The sequence below is a fragment of the Pseudomonas sp. SbOxS1 genome, from assembly GCF_013416725.1.
Taxonomy (GTDB): Bacteria; Pseudomonadota; Gammaproteobacteria; order Pseudomonadales; family Pseudomonadaceae; genus Aquipseudomonas.
This window is the reverse complement of sequence record NZ_JAAVXC010000015.1, coordinates 1-18,484: the sequence shown is the minus strand read 5'-3', so window position 1 is coordinate 18,484 and position 18,484 is coordinate 1. Positions and strand designations below refer to the sequence as shown.

14 protein-coding genes, 4 tRNA genes and 1 rRNA gene are annotated in these 18,484 nt (G+C 56.0%); all 19 read right to left on the bottom strand.

Going from position 1 to position 18,484, the window contains the following annotated elements; translation table 11 throughout:
* Positions 1-2: 2 nt before the first annotated feature.
* The 19 genes from fusA to rrf all read right to left on the bottom strand — a co-directional run bounded on the left by fusA (position 3) and on the right by rrf (position 18,295).
* Positions 3-2,108: an elongation factor G gene (fusA, locus tag HFK74_RS16505; RefSeq protein ID WP_008065706.1), complete on the bottom strand. Its 2,106-nt coding sequence runs from the start codon at positions 2,106-2,108 to the stop codon at positions 3-5.
* Positions 2,109-2,138: 30 nt separating this feature from the next.
* Positions 2,139-2,609: a 30S ribosomal protein S7 gene (gene rpsG / locus HFK74_RS16500; protein WP_002555493.1), complete on the bottom strand. Its 471-nt coding sequence runs from the start codon at positions 2,607-2,609 to the stop codon at positions 2,139-2,141.
* A 122-nt stretch (positions 2,610-2,731) separates the two neighbouring features.
* A complete protein-coding gene (rpsL, locus tag HFK74_RS16495) occupies positions 2,732-3,103 on the bottom strand; it encodes a 30S ribosomal protein S12 (RefSeq protein WP_003186084.1) in 372 nt (123 codons plus the stop codon).
* 215 nt (positions 3,104-3,318) lie between these two features.
* The gene (gene rpoC / locus HFK74_RS16490) at positions 3,319-7,518 is read right to left on the bottom strand and encodes a DNA-directed RNA polymerase subunit beta' (protein ID WP_008065703.1); all 4,200 of its coding nucleotides are present in this window, start codon (positions 7,516-7,518) and stop codon (positions 3,319-3,321) included.
* Between the two features lie 64 nt (positions 7,519-7,582).
* On the bottom strand, positions 7,583-11,656 hold the full coding sequence (rpoB, locus tag HFK74_RS16485) for a DNA-directed RNA polymerase subunit beta (RefSeq protein ID WP_008018199.1): 4,074 nt from the start codon (positions 11,654-11,656) through the stop codon (positions 7,583-7,585).
* A 220-nt stretch (positions 11,657-11,876) separates the two neighbouring features.
* Positions 11,877-12,242 (bottom strand): 50S ribosomal protein L7/L12, encoded by a 366-nt coding sequence (rplL, locus tag HFK74_RS16480; RefSeq protein WP_003206098.1) that lies wholly within the window; start codon positions 12,240-12,242, stop codon positions 11,877-11,879.
* Positions 12,243-12,317: 75 nt separating this feature from the next.
* Positions 12,318-12,818: a 50S ribosomal protein L10 gene (rplJ, locus tag HFK74_RS16475; RefSeq protein WP_008065701.1), complete on the bottom strand. Its 501-nt coding sequence runs from the start codon at positions 12,816-12,818 to the stop codon at positions 12,318-12,320.
* A gap of 198 nt (positions 12,819-13,016) precedes the next feature.
* Positions 13,017-13,712 (bottom strand): 50S ribosomal protein L1, encoded by a 696-nt coding sequence (gene rplA, locus HFK74_RS16470; RefSeq protein ID WP_003186095.1) that lies wholly within the window; start codon positions 13,710-13,712, stop codon positions 13,017-13,019.
* Positions 13,712-14,143, bottom strand: coding sequence for a 50S ribosomal protein L11 (gene rplK, locus HFK74_RS16465; protein WP_007933726.1), 432 nt, complete (start codon positions 14,141-14,143; stop codon positions 13,712-13,714). Before rplK ends, rplA begins: the two co-directional genes overlap by 1 nt.
* Before the next feature lie 117 nt (positions 14,144-14,260).
* Complete coding sequence (nusG, locus tag HFK74_RS16460; protein WP_007933727.1) at positions 14,261-14,794, bottom strand: transcription termination/antitermination protein NusG; 534 nt, start codon at positions 14,792-14,794, stop codon at positions 14,261-14,263.
* Between the two features lie 9 nt (positions 14,795-14,803).
* A complete protein-coding gene (gene secE, locus HFK74_RS16455) occupies positions 14,804-15,172 on the bottom strand; it encodes a preprotein translocase subunit SecE (protein ID WP_007984402.1) in 369 nt (122 codons plus the stop codon).
* 45 nt (positions 15,173-15,217) lie between these two features.
* Positions 15,218-15,293: transfer RNA gene (locus HFK74_RS16450), tRNA-Trp, on the bottom strand.
* 174 nt (positions 15,294-15,467) lie between these two features.
* Positions 15,468-15,543, bottom strand: a tRNA-Thr gene (locus HFK74_RS16445).
* Between the two features lie 26 nt (positions 15,544-15,569).
* Positions 15,570-15,643: transfer RNA gene (locus HFK74_RS16440), tRNA-Gly, on the bottom strand.
* A 24-nt stretch (positions 15,644-15,667) separates the two neighbouring features.
* Positions 15,668-15,752: transfer RNA gene (locus tag HFK74_RS16435), tRNA-Tyr, on the bottom strand.
* 143 nt (positions 15,753-15,895) lie between these two features.
* Positions 15,896-16,336 carry a hypothetical protein gene (locus HFK74_RS16430; RefSeq protein ID WP_180204412.1) on the bottom strand — a complete coding sequence of 147 codons (441 nt, stop codon included), beginning with the start codon at positions 16,334-16,336 and terminating at the stop codon, positions 15,896-15,898.
* A gap of 7 nt (positions 16,337-16,343) precedes the next feature.
* Positions 16,344-17,093: a pantothenate kinase gene (locus HFK74_RS16425; RefSeq protein ID WP_180204411.1), complete on the bottom strand. Its 750-nt coding sequence runs from the start codon at positions 17,091-17,093 to the stop codon at positions 16,344-16,346.
* Positions 17,083-18,042, bottom strand: coding sequence for a bifunctional biotin--[acetyl-CoA-carboxylase] ligase/biotin operon repressor BirA (gene birA / locus HFK74_RS16420; protein ID WP_180204410.1), 960 nt, complete (start codon positions 18,040-18,042; stop codon positions 17,083-17,085). The genes HFK74_RS16425 and birA overlap by 11 nt, the downstream gene beginning before the upstream one ends.
* 137 nt (positions 18,043-18,179) lie before the next feature.
* Positions 18,180-18,295: ribosomal RNA gene (gene rrf / locus HFK74_RS16415) — 5S ribosomal RNA — on the bottom strand.
* Between the last annotated feature and the right edge of the window lie 189 nt (positions 18,296-18,484).

Genomic DNA, 18,484 nt, shown 5'->3' with positions numbered 1-18,484 from the left:
AATCAGCCTTGTTTTTTGGTAACGGTTTCGACGATGTGCGACGGAGCCGTATTGTATTTTTTGAATTCCATAGAGTAGCTTGCGCGACCCTGGGACATCGAACGAACGTCGGTCGCATAACCGAACATCTCGCCCAACGGAACTTCAGCACGGATAACCTTACCGGAAACCGTGTCTTCCATACCCAGAATCATGCCGCGACGACGGTTCAGGTCGCCCATCACGTCACCCATATAGTCTTCAGGCGTAACAACCTCTACCGCCATGATCGGCTCGAGCAACTCACCACCGCCCTTCTGGGCCAGTTGCTTGGTCGCCATGGAAGCAGCCACCTTAAACGCCATCTCGTTCGAGTCGACGTCGTGGTAAGAACCATCAAACACGGTAGCCTTCAGGCCGATCAGCGGATAGCCGGCAACAACACCGTTCTTCATCTGCTCTTCGATACCCTTCTGGATAGCCGGGATGTATTCCTTAGGAACCACACCACCCACTACTTCGTTCAGGAATTGCAGACCTTCCTGACCTTCGTCAGCAGGTGCAAAACGGATCCAGCAATGACCGAACTGGCCACGACCGCCGGACTGACGAACGAACTTGCCTTCGATTTCGCAGCTCTTCGTGATGCGCTCACGGTACGAAACTTGAGGCTTACCGATGTTGGCTTCGACGTTGAACTCACGGCGCATCCGGTCAACCAGGATGTCCAGGTGCAGCTCGCCCATGCCGGAGATGATCGTTTGACCAGTCTCTTCATCAGTTTTGACGCGGAAAGACGGGTCTTCCTGAGCAAGTTTGCCCAGAGCGATACCCATTTTTTCCTGGTCATCCTTGGTCTTAGGCTCTACGGCAACCGAAATAACCGGCTCCGGGAAGTCCATGCGAACCAGGATGATTGGCTTGTCAGCGTTGCACAAGGTTTCACCAGTGGTGACGTCCTTCATGCCGATCAGGGCCGCGATGTCGCCAGCGCGTACTTCCTTGATCTCTTCACGGGCGTTTGCGTGCATTTGCACCATACGACCCACGCGCTCTTTTTTGCCTTTAACCGAGTTGATCACGCCGTCGCCGGAGGCCAACACGCCCGAGTAAACGCGGACGAAGGTCAAGGTACCCACGAATGGGTCGGTAGCGATCTTGAACGCCAGAGCCGAGAACGGCTCGTTGTCGTCCGCATGACGCTCCATTTGCTTTTCCTCGTCATCCGGGTCAGTACCCTTGATGGCAGGAATGTCGGTTGGAGCCGGCAGGTAGTCGATAACGGCGTCGAGAACCAGGGGAACACCCTTGTTCTTGAAGGAAGAACCGCAAACAGCCAGGACGATTTCACCAGCGATAGTACGCTGACGCAGAGCGGCCTTGATTTCTTCGATGGTGAGTTCTTCACCTTCGAGGTACTTGTTCATCAGCTCTTCGCTGGCTTCGGCCGCAGCCTCAACCATGTTGCTGCGCCACTCTTCAGCCAGTTCCTGCAGTTCAGCAGGGATAGCTTCGCGACGTGGAGTCATGCCCTTGTCAGCATCGTTCCAGTAAACCGCTTCCATGGTCATCAGATCGATCTGACCCTGGAAGTTGTCTTCGGAACCGATAGCCAACTGGATTGGCACCGGGGTGTGACCCAGACGCTGCTTGATCTGAGCGATCACGCGCAGGAAGTTCGCGCCAGCACGGTCCATCTTGTTCACGTAAACGATACGTGGAACACCGTATTTGTTGGCTTGACGCCATACGGTTTCGGACTGAGGCTCAACGCCGGAAGTGCCGCAGAACACAACGACCGCGCCGTCGAGTACACGCAGGGAACGTTCAACTTCAATGGTGAAGTCTACGTGGCCCGGGGTGTCAATGACGTTGAAGCGGTATTGGTCTTTGTGCTGCTTCGCAGAACCCTGCCAGAAGGCGGTAATAGCAGCAGAAGTAATGGTAATACCACGCTCCTGCTCCTGAACCATCCAGTCTGTGGTCGCGGCGCCGTCATGCACCTCGCCCATTTTGTGACTTTTGCCAGTGTAAAAAAGGACGCGCTCGGTGGTGGTGGTTTTACCAGCATCCACGTGAGCAACGATACCAATGTTACGGTAGCGATTAATCGGTGTTGTACGAGCCATAAAGCCCTCGCAAAATTAGTGACGCTAAAATTAGAAGCGGTAGTGCGAGAAAGCTTTGTTAGCTTCAGCCATACGGTGCACGTCTTCACGCTTCTTAACTGCAGCACCTTTACCTTCGGCAGCGTCCAACAGTTCGCCAGCCAAACGCAGAGCCATAGACTTCTCGCCGCGCTTACGGGCGAAGTCTACCAACCAGCGCATTGCCAGAGCGTTACGACGGGACGGACGAACTTCAACCGGAACCTGGTAAGTAGCACCGCCTACACGGCGCGACTTTACTTCGACCAGCGGAGCGATGGCGTCGAGAGCTTTCTCGAAGATTTCCAGGGGGTCGCTGTTCTTGCGTTCTTTAACCTTTTCCAGCGCGCCATAAACGATACGCTCGGCAACGGCTTTCTTGCCGCTTTCCATCACGTGGTTCATGAACTTGGCCAGGATTTGGCTTCCGTATTTTGGATCGTCAAGCACTTCGCGCTTGGCTGCTACGCGTCTTCTTGGCATGGATAAGCCCTCAAACGGTCTTCAGGTTCGCTCGGAATCGGTGCCCATTACTACGGGACGCCTCCGACCTTACTCTTATCGACTCAGAAAAATAGAAATCAGTTTTTTGCAGCAAGCGACCATTACTTCGGACGCTTGGTACCGTACTTCGAACGACCCTGGTTACGACCTTTAACGCCGGAAGTATCCAACGAACCGCGAACGGTGTGGTAACGAACACCTGGCAAGTCTTTTACACGACCGCCGCGGATCAGTACCACGCTGTGCTCTTGCAGGTTGTGGCCTTCACCGCCGATGTACGAGGAAACCTCGAAACCGTTGGTCAGGCGCACACGGCATACTTTACGCAGTGCCGAGTTAGGTTTTTTCGGCGTGGTGGTGTACACACGGGTGCACACGCCACGGCGTTGCGGGCAGTTCTGCAGCGCAGGCACGTCGGATTTCTCGACGATACGCTTACGCGGCTGACGTACCAGCTGGTTGATAGTTGCCATCTACTAGCTCCACTGTTGTCTTGCGACGCTATTGTCTTGCAAGAAAAGCAAAATGGCAGGAACGAATTCCCGCCAAATTTAGGGGTACAAGAGTCTAAAGAGGATCTTGTCCCCAGTCAAGGCAAGGCCCCGACCTCCCCGCCCGTCAAACCTCGACAAATTGTCTCGATTCGATGAACGGAGTGACCAGGGCCCCTGCTCATTTACCGCAGAACTCAGTTACCGCTCGAGTTCAGCGCTTCGGTCAGTGCAGCTTCCACTTCACTGGCGCTCACGCGCAACGGTTTGTCTGCATCACGGCGGCGCTTACGCTCGCTGTGATAAGCCAGACCGGTACCAGCCGGGATCAGACGACCCACGACCACGTTTTCTTTCAGGCCGCGCAGGTAGTCGCGCTTGCCGGTTACCGCCGCCTCGGTCAGTACACGGGTGGTTTCCTGGAAGGAAGCCGCCGAGATGAACGATTCGGTGGACAACGACGCCTTGGTGATACCCAGCAGAACGCGAGTGAACTTGGAGACAAATTTGTCTTCGCCGCTCAAACGCTCGTTCTCTACCAGAACGTGAGTCAATTCCATCTGGTCGCCCTTGATGAAACTGGAATCGCCGGATTCAGCGATCTCAACTTTACGCAGCATCTGACGCAGGATGGTCTCGATGTGCTTGTCGTTGATCTTCACGCCTTGCAGACGGTAAACGTCCTGGATCTCGTTGACGATGTACTTGGCCAGCGCACTCACACCCAGCAGACGCAGGATGTCGTGTGGATCGCTTGGACCGTCGGAGATAACTTCGCCGCGGTTTACCTGTTCGCCTTCGAACACGTTCAGGTGACGCCACTTCGGAATCAGCTCTTCGTACGGATCGCTACCGTCGTTCGGGGTGATAACCAGACGGCGCTTGCCCTTGGTCTCTTTACCGAACGCGATGGTGCCGCTGACTTCAGCCAGAATCGAGGCTTCTTTCGGACGACGGGCTTCGAACAAGTCGGCAACACGCGGCAGACCACCGGTGATGTCACGGGTCTTCGAAGTTTCTTGCGGGATACGAGCGATAACATCACCGATCGCGATCTTCGCGCCGTCCGCCACACCGACCAGGGCGTTGGCTGGCAGGAAGTACTGAGCGATAACGTCAGTGCCTGGCAGCAACAGATCCTTGCCGTTGTCATCAACCATCTTCACAGCAGGACGGATATCTTTACCGGCAGCTGGACGGTCTTTGGCGTCGAGTACTTCAATGTTGGTCATACCGGTCAATTCGTCAGTCTGACGCTTGATCGTGATGCCTTCTTCCATGCCCACGTAGGTCACGGTACCTTTCATTTCGGTAACGATCGGGTGAGTGTGCGGATCCCACTTGGCCACGATGGCGCCAGCGTCGACCTTGTCACCTTCTTTAACCGAAATCACGGCACCGTACGGCAGCTTGTAACGCTCACGCTCACGACCGAAGTCATCAGCGATAGCCAGCTCACCGGAACGGGACACAGCAACCAGGTGACCATCCACTCGCTCAACGTGTTTCAGGTTGTGCAGACGGACGGTACCGCCATTCTTCACCTGAACGCTGTCGGCTGCGGAGGTCCGACTTGCCGCACCACCGATGTGGAACGTACGCATCGTCAGCTGGGTACCCGGCTCACCGATGGACTGGGCAGCGATAACGCCGACCGCTTCACCGATGTTTACCTGGTGACCACGAGCCAGGTCGCGACCGTAGCACTTGGCGCAGATACCGAAACGGGTTTCGCAGCTGATCGGCGAACGTACGATCACTTCGTCGATGCTGTTGAGTTCGATGAACTCGACCCACTTCTCGTCGACCAGGGTGCCGGCAGGAACGATGACGTCCTCGGTACCTGGCTTGAATACGTCACGGGCGATAACACGACCCAATACGCGCTCACCCAACGGCTCTACAACGTCACCGCCTTCAATGTGCGGAGTCATCAGCAGACCGTGTTCGGTGCCGCAATCGATCTCGGTTACAACCAGGTCTTGCGCCACGTCTACCAGACGACGGGTCAGGTAACCCGAGTTCGCCGTTTTCAACGCGGTATCCGCCAGACCTTTACGAGCACCGTGAGTGGAGATGAAGTACTGGAGTACGCTCAAACCTTCACGGAAGTTCGCAGTAATCGGCGTTTCGATGATGGAGCCGTCCGGCTTGGCCATCAGGCCACGCATACCGGCCAGCTGACGAATCTGTGCTGCGGAACCCCGCGCACCCGAGTCAGCCATCATGTACATCGAGTTGAAGGACTCTTGGTCGACTTCGACGCCATGACGGTCGATGACTTTCTCTTTCGAGAGGTTGGCCATCATCGCCTTGGAAACTTCGTCGTTCGCCTTGGACCAAAGGTCGATCACTTTGTTGTACTTCTCGCCCTGGGTTACCAGGCCGGAGGCGTACTGACTTTCGATCTCTTTCACTTCGTCGGTGGCAGCACCGATGATGCGGGCTTTTTCATCCGGGATAACGAAGTCGTTAACACCGATGGAAACGCCGGAAATGGTCGAATAGGCAAAACCGGTGTACATCAACTGGTCAGCGAAGATCACGGTCTCTTTCAGACCAACCACGCGGTAGCACTGGTTGATCAGCTTGGAGATCGCCTTTTTCTTCATCGGCAGGTTGACGACGTCGTACGACAGACCTTTTGGCACAACCTGGAACAACAGCGCACGGCCGACAGTGGTGTCGACGATACGGGTGTTGGTCACGCTGCCGCCATCACGGTCGTTGACGGTTTCGTTGATCCGCACTTTAACCTTGGCGTGCAGTGCGGCTTCGCCGGCACGGAACACACGGTCAACTTCTTGCAGATCCGCGAACACACGACCTTCGCCCTTGGCGTTGATCGCTTCACGCGTCATGTAGTACAGACCCAATACAACGTCCTGCGACGGAACGATGATTGGCTCACCGTTGGCTGGCGACAGAATGTTGTTGGTCGACATCATCAACGCACGCGCTTCGAGCTGGGCTTCCAGCGTCAGCGGTACGTGCACGGCCATTTGGTCGCCGTCGAAGTCGGCGTTGTACGCGGCGCAGACCAGAGGGTGCAGCTGGATAGCCTTACCTTCGATCAGTACCGGTTCAAACGCCTGGATACCCAGACGGTGAAGGGTCGGTGCACGGTTGAGGAGAACCGGGTGTTCGCGAATCACTTCAGCGAGAACGTCCCAAACCTCTGGCAGTTCGCGCTCGACCATTTTCTTGGCCGCTTTGATGGTGGTAGCGAGACCACGCATTTCCAGCTTGCCGAAAATGAACGGCTTGAACAGTTCCAGAGCCATCTTCTTCGGCAGACCGCACTGGTGCAGACGCAGGGTCGGACCTACGGTAATTACCGAACGACCGGAGTAGTCAACACGCTTACCGAGCAAGTTCTGACGGAAACGACCCTGCTTACCCTTGATCATGTCAGCCAGGGATTTCAGAGGACGCTTGTTGGAACCGGTGATAGCGCGGCCACGACGACCGTTGTCGAGCAGTGCGTCGACAGCTTCCTGCAACATACGCTTTTCGTTGCGCACGATGATGTCCGGAGCGGACAGATCCAGCAGGCGCTTCAAGCGGTTGTTACGGTTGATCACTCGACGATACAGATCGTTGAGGTCGGAAGTCGCGAAGCGACCGCCATCCAGCGGGACCAGTGGACGCAGATCTGGCGGCAGAACCGGCAGAACGGTCAGCACCATCCACTCTGGCAGGTTGCCGGAACCCTGGAAGGCTTCCATCAACTTCAGACGCTTGGACAGCTTCTTGATCTTGGTTTCGGAGTTGGTTTGCGGAATCTCTTCACGCAGACGGCCAATCTCGTGCTCCAGGTCGATAGCGTGCAGCAGTTCGCGGACAGCTTCGGCACCCATGCGGGCATCGAAATCGTCGCCGAACTCTTCCAGCGCTTCGAAGTACTGCTCGTCGTTGAGCAGCTGACCTTTTTCAAGGGTGGTCATGCCTGGATCGATAACGACATAGCTCTCGAAGTAGAGAACGCGTTCGATATCACGCAGGGTCATGTCCATCAGCAAGCCGATACGGGACGGCAGCGATTTCAGGAACCAGATGTGGGCAACTGGCGAGGCCAGTTCGATGTGCGCCATGCGCTCACGACGAACTTTTGCCAGCGCGACTTCAACGCCGCACTTCTCGCAGATTACGCCACGGTGCTTCAAGCGCTTGTACTTACCGCACAGGCACTCGTAATCCTTTACCGGGCCAAAGATCTTGGCGCAGAACAGGCCGTCACGCTCAGGTTTGAACGTACGGTAATTGATGGTTTCCGGTTTTTTAACTTCACCGAACGACCACGAACGGATCATCTCAGGCGATGCCAATCCGATACGGATGGCGTCGAACTCTTCGACTTGACCCTGGTTTTTCAGCAAATTCAGTAGGTCTTTCAAGGCCTTTCCTCCTGGCGGAGCAGAGAGCGGGCAGTGCTGCCCCGCTCTCGATTCGCGTCACGTGTTATTCGGTTTCCAGATCGATATCGATGCCGAGGGAACGAATTTCCTTGATCAACACGTTGAAGGACTCGGGCATGCCCGGCTCCATACGGTGATCGCCATCCACGATGTTTTTGTACATCTTGGTACGGCCGTTCACATCGTCCGACTTCACTGTGAGCATTTCTTGCAGAGTGTAAGCGGCACCGTATGCTTCCAGTGCCCAGACCTCCATCTCCCCGAAACGCTGACCACCGAACTGCGCCTTACCACCCAGCGGCTGCTGGGTAACCAGGCTGTACGAACCGGTAGAACGCGCGTGCATCTTGTCGTCTACCAAGTGGTTCAGCTTCAGCATGTACATGTAGCCAACGGTAACCGGGCGCTCGAACTTGTTGCCGGTACGGCCGTCGGTCAGCTGCATCTGGCCGCTTTCTGGCAGGTCTGCCAGTTTCAGCATGGCCTTGATTTCGCTTTCCTTGGCGCCGTCGAACACTGGAGTGGCCATTGGAACGCCGCCACGCAGGTTTTGAGCCAGGTCCAGGATTTCCTGGTCCGAGAAGTCATCGAGGCTTTCCTGACGACCGCCGATCTCGTTGTAGATCTCGTGCAGGAACTTACGCAGCTCGGCAACCTTGCGCTGCTCTTCAACCATGCGGTTGATCTTCTCGCCCAGACCTTTGGCCGCGAGGCCCAAGTGGGTTTCAAGGATCTGACCGACGTTCATACGCGAAGGTACGCCCAACGGGTTGAGGACAACGTCGACCGGGGTGCCATTGGCATCGTGCGGCATGTCTTCAACCGGCATGATCACGGAGACCACACCTTTGTTACCGTGACGACCGGCCATCTTGTCGCCCGGCTGGATGCGACGACGGATTGCCAGGTAAACCTTGACGATTTTCAGCACGCCTGGAGCCAGGTCATCGCCCTGCTGCAGTTTGCGCTTCTTGTCTTCGAACTTGTCGTCCAGCAGACGGCGACGATCAACGATGTAGGCCTGGGCCTTCTCGAGCTGCTCGTTCAGAGCATCTTCAGCCATGCGCAGTTTGAACCACTGGCCATGCTCAAGACCGTCCAGCACTTCGTCGGTGATGTCCTGGCCTTTCTTCAGACCGGCGCCGCCTTCGGCTTTGTGGCCGACCAGAGCGGAACGCAGACGTTCGAAAGTAGCGCCTTCGACGATGCGGAACTCTTCGTTCAGGTCCTTGCGGATCTCGTCCAGCTGGGACTTCTCGATCGACAGTGCACGAGCATCACGCTCAACGCCGTCGCGGGTGAAGACCTGTACGTCGATGACAGTACCTTTGGTACCGGTAGGTACACGCAGGGAGGTGTCTTTAACGTCGCTGGCTTTTTCACCGAAGATCGCACGCAGCAGTTTTTCTTCCGGAGTCAGCTGGGTCTCGCCTTTCGGAGTGACCTTACCGACCAGGATGTCGCCTGCGCCAACTTCAGCACCTACGTAAACGATACCGGCCTCGTCCAGCTTGTTCAGTGCAGCTTCACCCACGTTCGGGATGTCCGCAGTGATTTCCTCTGGGCCAAGCTTGGTGTCACGGGCCACACAGGTCAGTTCCTGGATGTGGATCGTGGTGAAACGGTCTTCTTGAACAACGCGTTCCGACAGGCAGATGGAGTCTTCGAAGTTGAAGCCGTTCCATGCCATGAAGGCGATGCGCATGTTCTGACCCAGCGCCAATTCACCCATGTCGGTGGACGGACCGTCGGCCATGATGTCGCTACGCTGAACCCGATCACCTTTACGCACCAGCGGACGCTGGTTGATGCAGGTGTTCTGGTTGGAGCGGGTGTATTTGGTCAGGTTGTAGATGTCGACACCAGCTTCGCCGGTTTCAACTTCGTCATCGGCAACACGAACCACGATACGGCTGGCGTCGACGGAGTCGATCACGCCGCCACGACGAGCCACGACGCAAACGCCGGAGTCACGGGCTACGTTACGCTCCATGCCAGTACCTACCAGCGGCTTGTCAGCACGCAGGGTTGGTACAGCTTGACGCTGCATGTTCGAACCCATCAACGCACGGTTGGCGTCGTCGTGCTCGAGGAACGGGATCAGCGACGCTGCAACCGAAACTACCTGCTTCGGCGATACGTCCATCAAGGTGACGTCTTCCGGCGCCTTGACGGTGAACTCGTTCAAGTGACGAACAGCTACCAGCTCGTCGATCAGGACTTTCTTGTCGTTCATCGTGGCCGAAGCCTGGGCGATCACGTGATCAGCTTCTTCGATGGCGGACAGGAACACGATCTCGTCGGTGACCAGAGCGTCTTTCACCACGCGGTACGGGCTCTCGAGGAAGCCGTACTGGTTGGTGCGCGCATAGGCGGCCAGGGAGTTGATCAGACCGATGTTCGGACCTTCCGGCGTTTCGATCGGGCAAACACGACCGTAGTGCGTCGGGTGTACGTCACGAACTTCAAAGCCGGCGCGCTCACGAGTCAAACCGCCAGGGCCGAGTGCAGAAACACGACGCTTGTGGGTGATCTCGGACAGCGGGTTGTTCTGGTCCATGAACTGGGACAGCTGGCTGGAACCGAAGAACTCTTTCACCGCTGCAGCCACTGGCTTGGCGTTGATCAGGTCTTGCGGCATCAGGCCTTCGCTTTCCGCCATCGACAGACGCTCTTTGACCGCACGCTCAACACGTACCAGGCCAACGCGGAACTGGTTCTCGGCCATTTCGCCTACGCAGCGAACACGACGGTTACCCAGGTGGTCGATGTCATCGACGATGCCTTTACCGTTACGGATGTCGACCAGGGTCTTCAGTACCGCGACGATGTCTTCCTTGCACAGCACGCCCGAACCTTCGATCTCGGTACGACCGATACGACGGTTGAACTTCATCCGGCCGACCGCAGACAGGTCGTAGCGCTCAGGGCTGAAGAACAGGTTGTTGAACAGGGTCTCGGCAGCGTCTTTGGTTGGCGGCTCGCCAGGACGCATCATGCGATAGATCTCGACCAGCGCTTCCAGTTGGTTGCTGGTGGAGTCGATCTTCAGTGTGTCGGAGACGAACGGACCGCAGTCGATATCGTTGGTGTACAGAGTTTCGATGCGAACAACGCCGGCCTTGGCGATTTTCGCCAGGATCTCGGTGTTCAGCTCGGTGTTGCACTCTGCCAGGATTTCGCCGGTTGCCGGGTGCACGATGACCTTGGCGGTTGTGCGACCCAGGACGTAGTCCAGAGGCACATCCAGCTCTTTGATCCCGGCTTTTTCCAGCTGGTTGATGTGGCGAGCGGTGATACGACGACCCTGCTCGACAATAACCTTGCCTTTGTCGTCCTGGATATCGAGGACAGCGATTTCACCGCGCAGGCGCTGAGGCACCAGCTCCAGGCTCAGGGTCTCGCCCTTAACGTGGAATACGTTGGTGGTGTAGAACGCGTCCAGCACTTCTTCAGTGGTATAACCGAGCGCGCGCAGCAGTACCGATGCAGGCAGCTTGCGACGACGGTCGATACGCACGAATACGCAGTCTTTCGGGTCGAACTCGAAGTCCAGCCACGAACCGCGGTAAGGAATGATGCGCGCGGAGTACAGCAGTTTACCGGAGCTGTGCGTCTTGCCACGGTCGTGGTCGAAGAACACGCCAGGGGAACGGTGCAGCTGGGAAACGATTACACGCTCGGTACCGTTGATTACGAAGGTACCGTTCTCAGTCATCAGGGGGATTTCACCCATGTAGACTTCTTGCTCTTTGATGTCCTTGATCGCTTTGTTCGACGATTCTTTGTCGAAAATGATCAGGCGCACTTTTACCCGCAAAGGTACGGCGTAAGTTACACCGCGCAATACGCATTCTTTGACATCAAATGCCGGTTCGCCCAGGCGATAACCGACGTACTCCAGCGCAGCATTGCCGGAGTAGCTGATGATCGGGAAAACGGATTTGAAGGCCGCATGCAGGCCCACGTCGCGGAACTGATCTTTAGTCGCTCCCGCTTGCAAGAATTCACGATACGAATCCAGCTGGATGGCCAGGAGGTAAGGCACATCCATGACGTCCGGCAACTTGCTAAAGTCCTTGCGGATACGTTTTTTCTCAGTATATGAGTAAGCCATCAGCGTTCCCCAGCTTGGTCACCTGCTTGTTTGGCCCCTCCCGACGGGAGCAGCCAGAAAATCGTGCAAACCCCATGGTTTGCGCCACCGCATCGGGTGGTTACAGCTCGTTACCGGCACCGACCCAGTCGGCTGCCAATAACGGAAAAAGGCCGGTGGCAAGAGCCACCAGCCATCAGCCTGTCGCTTAACGCTCGGGCTGGAGACGCAAAGTCGAAGCTTACTTCAGCTCGACTTTAGCGCCTGCTTCTTCCAGTACTGCTTTGGCTTTGTCAGCTGCGTCTTTGGCAACAGCTTCCAGAACCATGGCAGGAGCGCCGTCAACTACAGCCTTGGCTTCTTTCAAGCCCAGACCGGTCAGTTCACGTACAGCCTTGATCACGTTAACTTTCTTCTCGCCAGCTTCGGTCAGCATGACGTTGAATTCGGTTTGCTCTTCAGCAACGGCAGCAGCAACAGCTGGACCAGCCGATGCAGCAGCAGCGGTAACGCCGAATTTTTCTTCGAAAGCTTTGATCAGCTCAACAACTTCCATTACGGACATGTTGCCAACTGCTTCAAGGATATCGTTCTGAGAGATAGACATGAATCTAATTCCTGATATTGGGGACGGCCTACGCGACCATCGAAAAAAACAAAAAACGCGAGAAGTTGACGAGCCTTAGGCTGCAGCAGCTTCTTTCTGGTCGCGAATTGCCGCCAGAGTACGAGCCAATTTGCTGGTAGCGCCTTGAATCACGCTCATCAGCTGAGAAATTGCTTCGTCACGGGTCGGCAGAGTTGCCAGTACGTCGATTTGGTTAGCTGCGAGGAACTTGCCCTCGAACGCAGCTGCCTTGATCTCGAACTTGTTCTGACCCTTGGCGAACTCTTTGAAAATCCGGGCAGCAGCGCCAGGATGTTCTTTGGAGAACGCAATCAGGGTAGGGCCGCTGAACACGTCGTTGAGAACACTGAATTCAGTGTCAGCAACGGCGCGCTTGAGCAGGGTGTTACGTACAACACGTACGTAAACGCCAGCTTCACGAGCCTCTTTACGGAGTCCGGTCATTGCGCCTACTGTTACGCCACGGGCATCAGCCACGACAGCGGACAGAGCGACTTTGGCAGCCTCGTTGACTTCAGCGACGATGGCCTTCTTGTCTTCGAGTTTAATTGCCACGGGTTTAACTCCTGCTTGTTACCGTTTCATTCGATCGAAACCGAATGTCGTTTTGGTGTCTGATTCGGTAAGGAACCGGGAGCACCATCTGCGTAGGCTTGTGGTTTAAGACTTGCGCCGCCTACGGTCTTGGATAGCCCCCGCCAGGCAGGGACCCCAATTTTTCAATTGGCGCAATCGCTTGCGCCAATCTGTGTCTTACGCGTCGAGCGAGCTTTGGTCGATGACCAGACCTGGGCCCATAGTGGTGCTCAGGGTAACGCGCTTGACGTAGATGCCTTTCGAGGACGCTGGCTTGATACGCTTCAGGTCAGCGATCAGGGCTTCAACGTTTTCCTTCAGCTTGACGGCGTCGAAGCCGATCTTGCCAACGGAAGTGTGGATGATGCCGTTTTTGTCGGTGCGATAACGAACCTGACCAGCCTTGGCGTTTTTAACCGCGGTAGCTACGTCTGGCGTTACGGTGCCGACTTTAGGGTTAGGCATCAGGCCACGTGGACCGAGGATCTGACCCAGTTGACCTACAACGCGCATGGCATCCGGGGATGCAATCACTACGTCGTAGTTCAGGTCGCCGCCTTTCATTTCGGCAGCCAGGTCGTCCATGCCTACACGGTCAGCGCCGGCAGCCAGAGCGGCTTCAGCAGCTGGACCTTGGGTGAACACAGCAACGCGAACGGTCTTGCCAGTGCCGTGTGGCAGCACAGTAGCGCTACGAACGACCTGGTCGGATTTACGCGGGTCAACACCCAGGTTTACAGCAACGTCGAACGACTCGCTGAACTTGACAGTCGACAGCTCAGCCAGCAGAGCAGCAGCGTCTACAAAGTTGTAGGCCTTGCCTGCTTCGATTTTGCCGGCGATAGCCTTTTGACGCTTGGTCAGCTTAGCCATTACACACCCTCCACGTTAAGGCCCATGCTACGAGCAGAACCGGCGATAGTACGCACGGCTGCTTCCATATCAGCTGCAGTCAGATCCGCGTTTTTGGTTTTCGCGATTTCTTCCAGCTGAGCACGGGTTACAGTGCCAACCTTAACGGTGTTCGGACGAGCGGAACCGCTGGTCAGACCGGCCGCCTTCTTCAGCAGAACCGAAGCAGGGGTGGATTTGGTTTCGAACGTGAAGCTACGGTCGCTGTAGACAGTGATGATCACTGGAGTCGGCAGACCTGGCTCAAGACCCTGAGTACGGGCGTTGAAAGCCTTGCAGAATTCCATGATGTTCACGCCGTGCTGACCCAGAGCAGGACCAACAGGTGGGCTTGGGTTAGCCTGAGCGGCCTTCACTTGCAGCTTGATGTAAGCGGTAATCTTCTTGGCCATGAGGCACTCCAATTACGGGTTCAAACGCCTCGAAAGGCTCCCCGGTTACTTGCGCGTTTATCCCAGTGACGACAAAACCCCACAGCCTAAGGCTGCGGGGTTGGGATGCTTGCTCAGTTAGACCTTTTCGACCTGACTGAACTCCAACTCTACCGGGGTAGAGCGTCCGAAAATGAGCACCGCGACCTGGATCCGGCTCTTTTCGTAGTTAACCTCTTCGACCGTGCCGGTGAAATCGGCAAACGGACCGTCGTTGACGCGCACCGACTCGCCTGGCTCGAACAACGTCTTCGGCTTGGGCTTGTCGCTACCATCGGCAACGCGACGCAGAATCGCTTCTGCTTCTTTATCAGTAATCGGTGCAGGCTTATCAGCAGTACCGCCGATGAAACCCATCACGCGAGGAGTGTCCTTGACCAAGTGCCAAGTACCCTCGTTCATATCCATCTGGACCAGCACATAACCAGGGAAGAACTTACGCTCGCTCTTGCGCTTCTGGCCATTACGCATTTCAACCACTTCTTCAGTGGGAACCAGAATCTCGCCGAAGCCATCTTCCATGCCAGCCAGCTTTACGCGCTCGATCAGCGAGCGCATGACATGCTTCTCGTAACCGGAGTAAGCATGCACAACGTACCAACGCTTAGCCACGGGACACCCTTAGCCGACAATCAAGGAAACAAGCCAGCCGAGCAGGGAATCAAGACCCCACAACAGCAACGCCATAACCAGGACAACAGCCACAACGATCAACGTGGTCTGCGTGGTTTCTTGGCGAGTTGGCCAAACGACTTTACGAATTTCGGTGCGTGCTTCCTTAACCAGTACAAAGAAAGACTTGCCCTTGACCGTCTGCAGGCCTACAAAGGCAGCTACGGCAGCAATAGCAAGCAATGCGAGTACGCGGTACAGGATCGGCGAAGCAGAAAAGTACTGATTGCCAACAACGCCAACAACCACCAGAGCGACTACTACAAGCCACTTGAGGAGATCGAAACGAGAGCCTTGAGCTTCAGCTTTAGGAGTCATCTATGAAGATCCTGTGAAAAGAAAGCCAGACACACCGAGTGAATCTGGCAGGTCAGGAGGGAATCGAACCCCCAACCTACGGTTTTGGAGACCGTCGCTCTGCCAATTGAGCTACTGACCTAAAACAAAATCAGGCCGACCATTATGCCGACCCGAAAAAGACTTTACAACACCTACTAGGCAACCCTGGCTGCAACACCGACATCCACGACATCGGCAACCTTCAAAAGCACAATCAGGCGCAACCACTGACACCTAAAACAAAGGCAGATATTTTCATATCTGCCTTGTTATATGGAGCTCTTGAGCGGATTTGAACCGCTGACCTCACCCTTACCAAGGGTGTGCTCTACCAACTGAGCTACAAGAGCGTAACACTGTGCAAAACCTGTAAACTTGGAGCGGGTAGCGGGAATCGAACCCGCATCATCAGCTTGGAAGGCTGAGGTTCTACCACTAAACTATACCCGCGAGGCTTACAGCTCTCGCTAAAAATGGTGGAGGGGGAAGGATTCGAACCTTCGAAGTCGTAGACGTCAGATTTACAGTCTGATCCCTTTGGCCGCTCGGGAACCCCTCCTAAGCGAGCCGGCATTCTACATCATGCCAGCCTTCTGTCAAGCATTTTTCTCATTAAAATCCTGAGCTTATCTGCGTTGACCTCGCTTCACCTCGTTGACCGCTTTAGGTCTTCGCTGTGGAGCGGGCGCCATTCTATGCAAACTATTCGGTGGGTGCAACCCCCCCACACAGCATTATTTTATGTTTTAACTCATTGAATTCTCTAGAAAGGTTTATCAGCTGCAAGTCATCCAGCCAACGCTTGCTTTCAGGGGCCACGCGAACCCAGTACGCCGGGGGTTCGGCCGGGCTTGCAGGCAGCGATTGATACTTCACGCCCATGCCCGTCAACCTGCGCTCAAGCGCCTGCTCGACCTCCTGACGAACAAATCCACCCAGATAAAGGCATTCAGCCTCTGCCTGCGCCACCTTTCCTTTGTCCTTGGCCGCATCCGTCGCCTCGCTCAAGAGACGTATGTCCTGCTGGGAGCCGCGATACAGGCTCAAGGGCGTTACGTCCTTGGCACGCAGGGGCGCCTCCTGTTGATGCCAGATGTAATAAAACACATTGAGAACGAGCAGCAGCAGAAACAACCAACGCATAAAGACCTCAGGACAAAGGGCATGCCATCGCCAAGCCGACAAACACCAGATCGGGAACCACCCGAGCCTCAGGCACCATCTCGGAAACCAACGCCGCATCGCCACCGGTGAGGAACACCGTAAAGCTCTCCCCCCAATAACCCCGCGCCATCTCCAGCTGCGCTAGCACAAACCCCCGAAGCATCAACAGGCACCCGCGCTCAACCGCCTCGACCGTTGTGCGCCCCGGAACAAGACGCTCCAAAGCGCGCTCAGCCGCAAGATCGCCATAACGAATCTTGCGGGTATGGGTGCGTAGCTGATTTCGCATCAACGGCATCCCAGGGCATATGAATCCACCGAGATGCCCACCATCCCCGGAAACGAAGTCCGCGGTCACCGCAGTACCGAAATCGAGCACCAGGCACGCACCAGAAGCCAGGTGAAAGCCTCCGAGCAGCGCCAGCCAGCGGTCGAGGCCGAGCCGCTCGAATTCTTCATAGCCATTACGAACACCGGCCATTTCCTTGGCAGGAGCCGCGCAGACCACCGAAATATCGAAGGTCGCCTTCAGCCGTGCAATCAATTCGTCGGTTTCTTCGGCAGTCCTGACACTCACCAACCGGCAGAACCGCAGCGCAAGGCCTTCAATCCCTTTCACACCCTCAAGTAACGCCAGGTCGGAATCGACAACCCCCTCCCCCACCACCTGACGGGCGTCCGCCTTGAGCACACGCCACTTGATGAAACTATTTCCGCAGTCGAGCTCAAGAATCATGACGCAACCTCAGACTCAGCTCACCGCCACTGAAGACTTTCTCCACACCATCCACCTTCAAGCGCAGTGCACCCTGACCATCGATGCCCAGCACTTCGCCATCTATTTGGTTTGCACCCGCAATCAACGACACCGCACGCCCCTGCCACAGGTGGTGCTGCTCCCACTCAGCCTGGATCGCCGAGAATCCTTCGGCCTGATGGCGAGCCAGATACTTCTGCAGCATCTCCCCCAGCTCCGCGACCAGGCGGTTGCGATCAAACGCCTTGCCAGACTCCAGGCGCATGGACGTCCATTGCTGGTCGACCTCATCGGTCATCTGCATATTTACATTAATTCCGACACCCAGCACCACGTGACAGACGTCTGCAGGATCCCCCACCAGCTCAAGCAGAATTCCGGCAATCTTCTTCTGCCCTACCAGGACATCATTGGGCCATTTCAAGCCCACCCCGGGAACTCCAAGCTCGCGCAAGGCCTGCATGACGGCGAGCCCCACAACAAGGCTCAAGCCCTCCAGCTGACGCATACCGCCTTCTACACGCAAAACCAGGCTGTAATAGATATTCTCCGCGAATGGACTGACCCACTTGCGCCCTCGCCGCCCGCGTCCGGCAGTTTGCCGCTCGGCAAGCACCAGAAAAGGCGCAGCCTGGTGCCGCTCGATGGCGCGCAGGGCTTCGGCATTGGTGGAATCAATAGAGTCGAAGACCAGGACCGGCCAATTGCAAGAGGGAGACAGTCGCCCTATCTCCACAGGATCAAGCAGGGTCAACGGTGCCGCCAATTGATAGCCGCGCCCGCGAACCTTGTGAATGGATAACCCCAACTCAGCCTCAAGATGCTGAAGCTGCTTCCACACAGCACTGCGACTGATACCCAGGGCAGCGCCCAGCGCCTGACCCGAATGGAATCGGCCATCCTTAAGTAGCTTTAACAACGTCAGCATGCAAGTCTCGCCTCACAATGAGGCCCGCATGATAGCCACGCCCCGAGCCGTTGCATAGAAAGCCGAACGGACAGATTTTCCTGCGGACAAAAACAAAACCCCTACCTGCATGCGCAGATAGGGGTTTTGGAATTTAATCTTGACGATGACCTACTCTCACATGGGGAAACCCCACACTACCATCGGCGATGCATCGTTTCACTTCTGAGTTCGGGATGGGATCAGGTGGTTCCAACGCTCTATGGTCGTCAAGAAATTCGGGTACTGAGTCGTGGCCTGTTGGCCTCGCTTCAGCAAATTGGGTATGTGATAGCTCGGTGTTTTGTGAGATTCGAACTTTCGGTTCGTTTCGTCTTCACACACCGCAATCTGATGCTCTTTCGAGTAGTCAAATTGCTTGGGTGTTATATGGTCAAGCCTCACGGGCAATTAGTATTGGTTA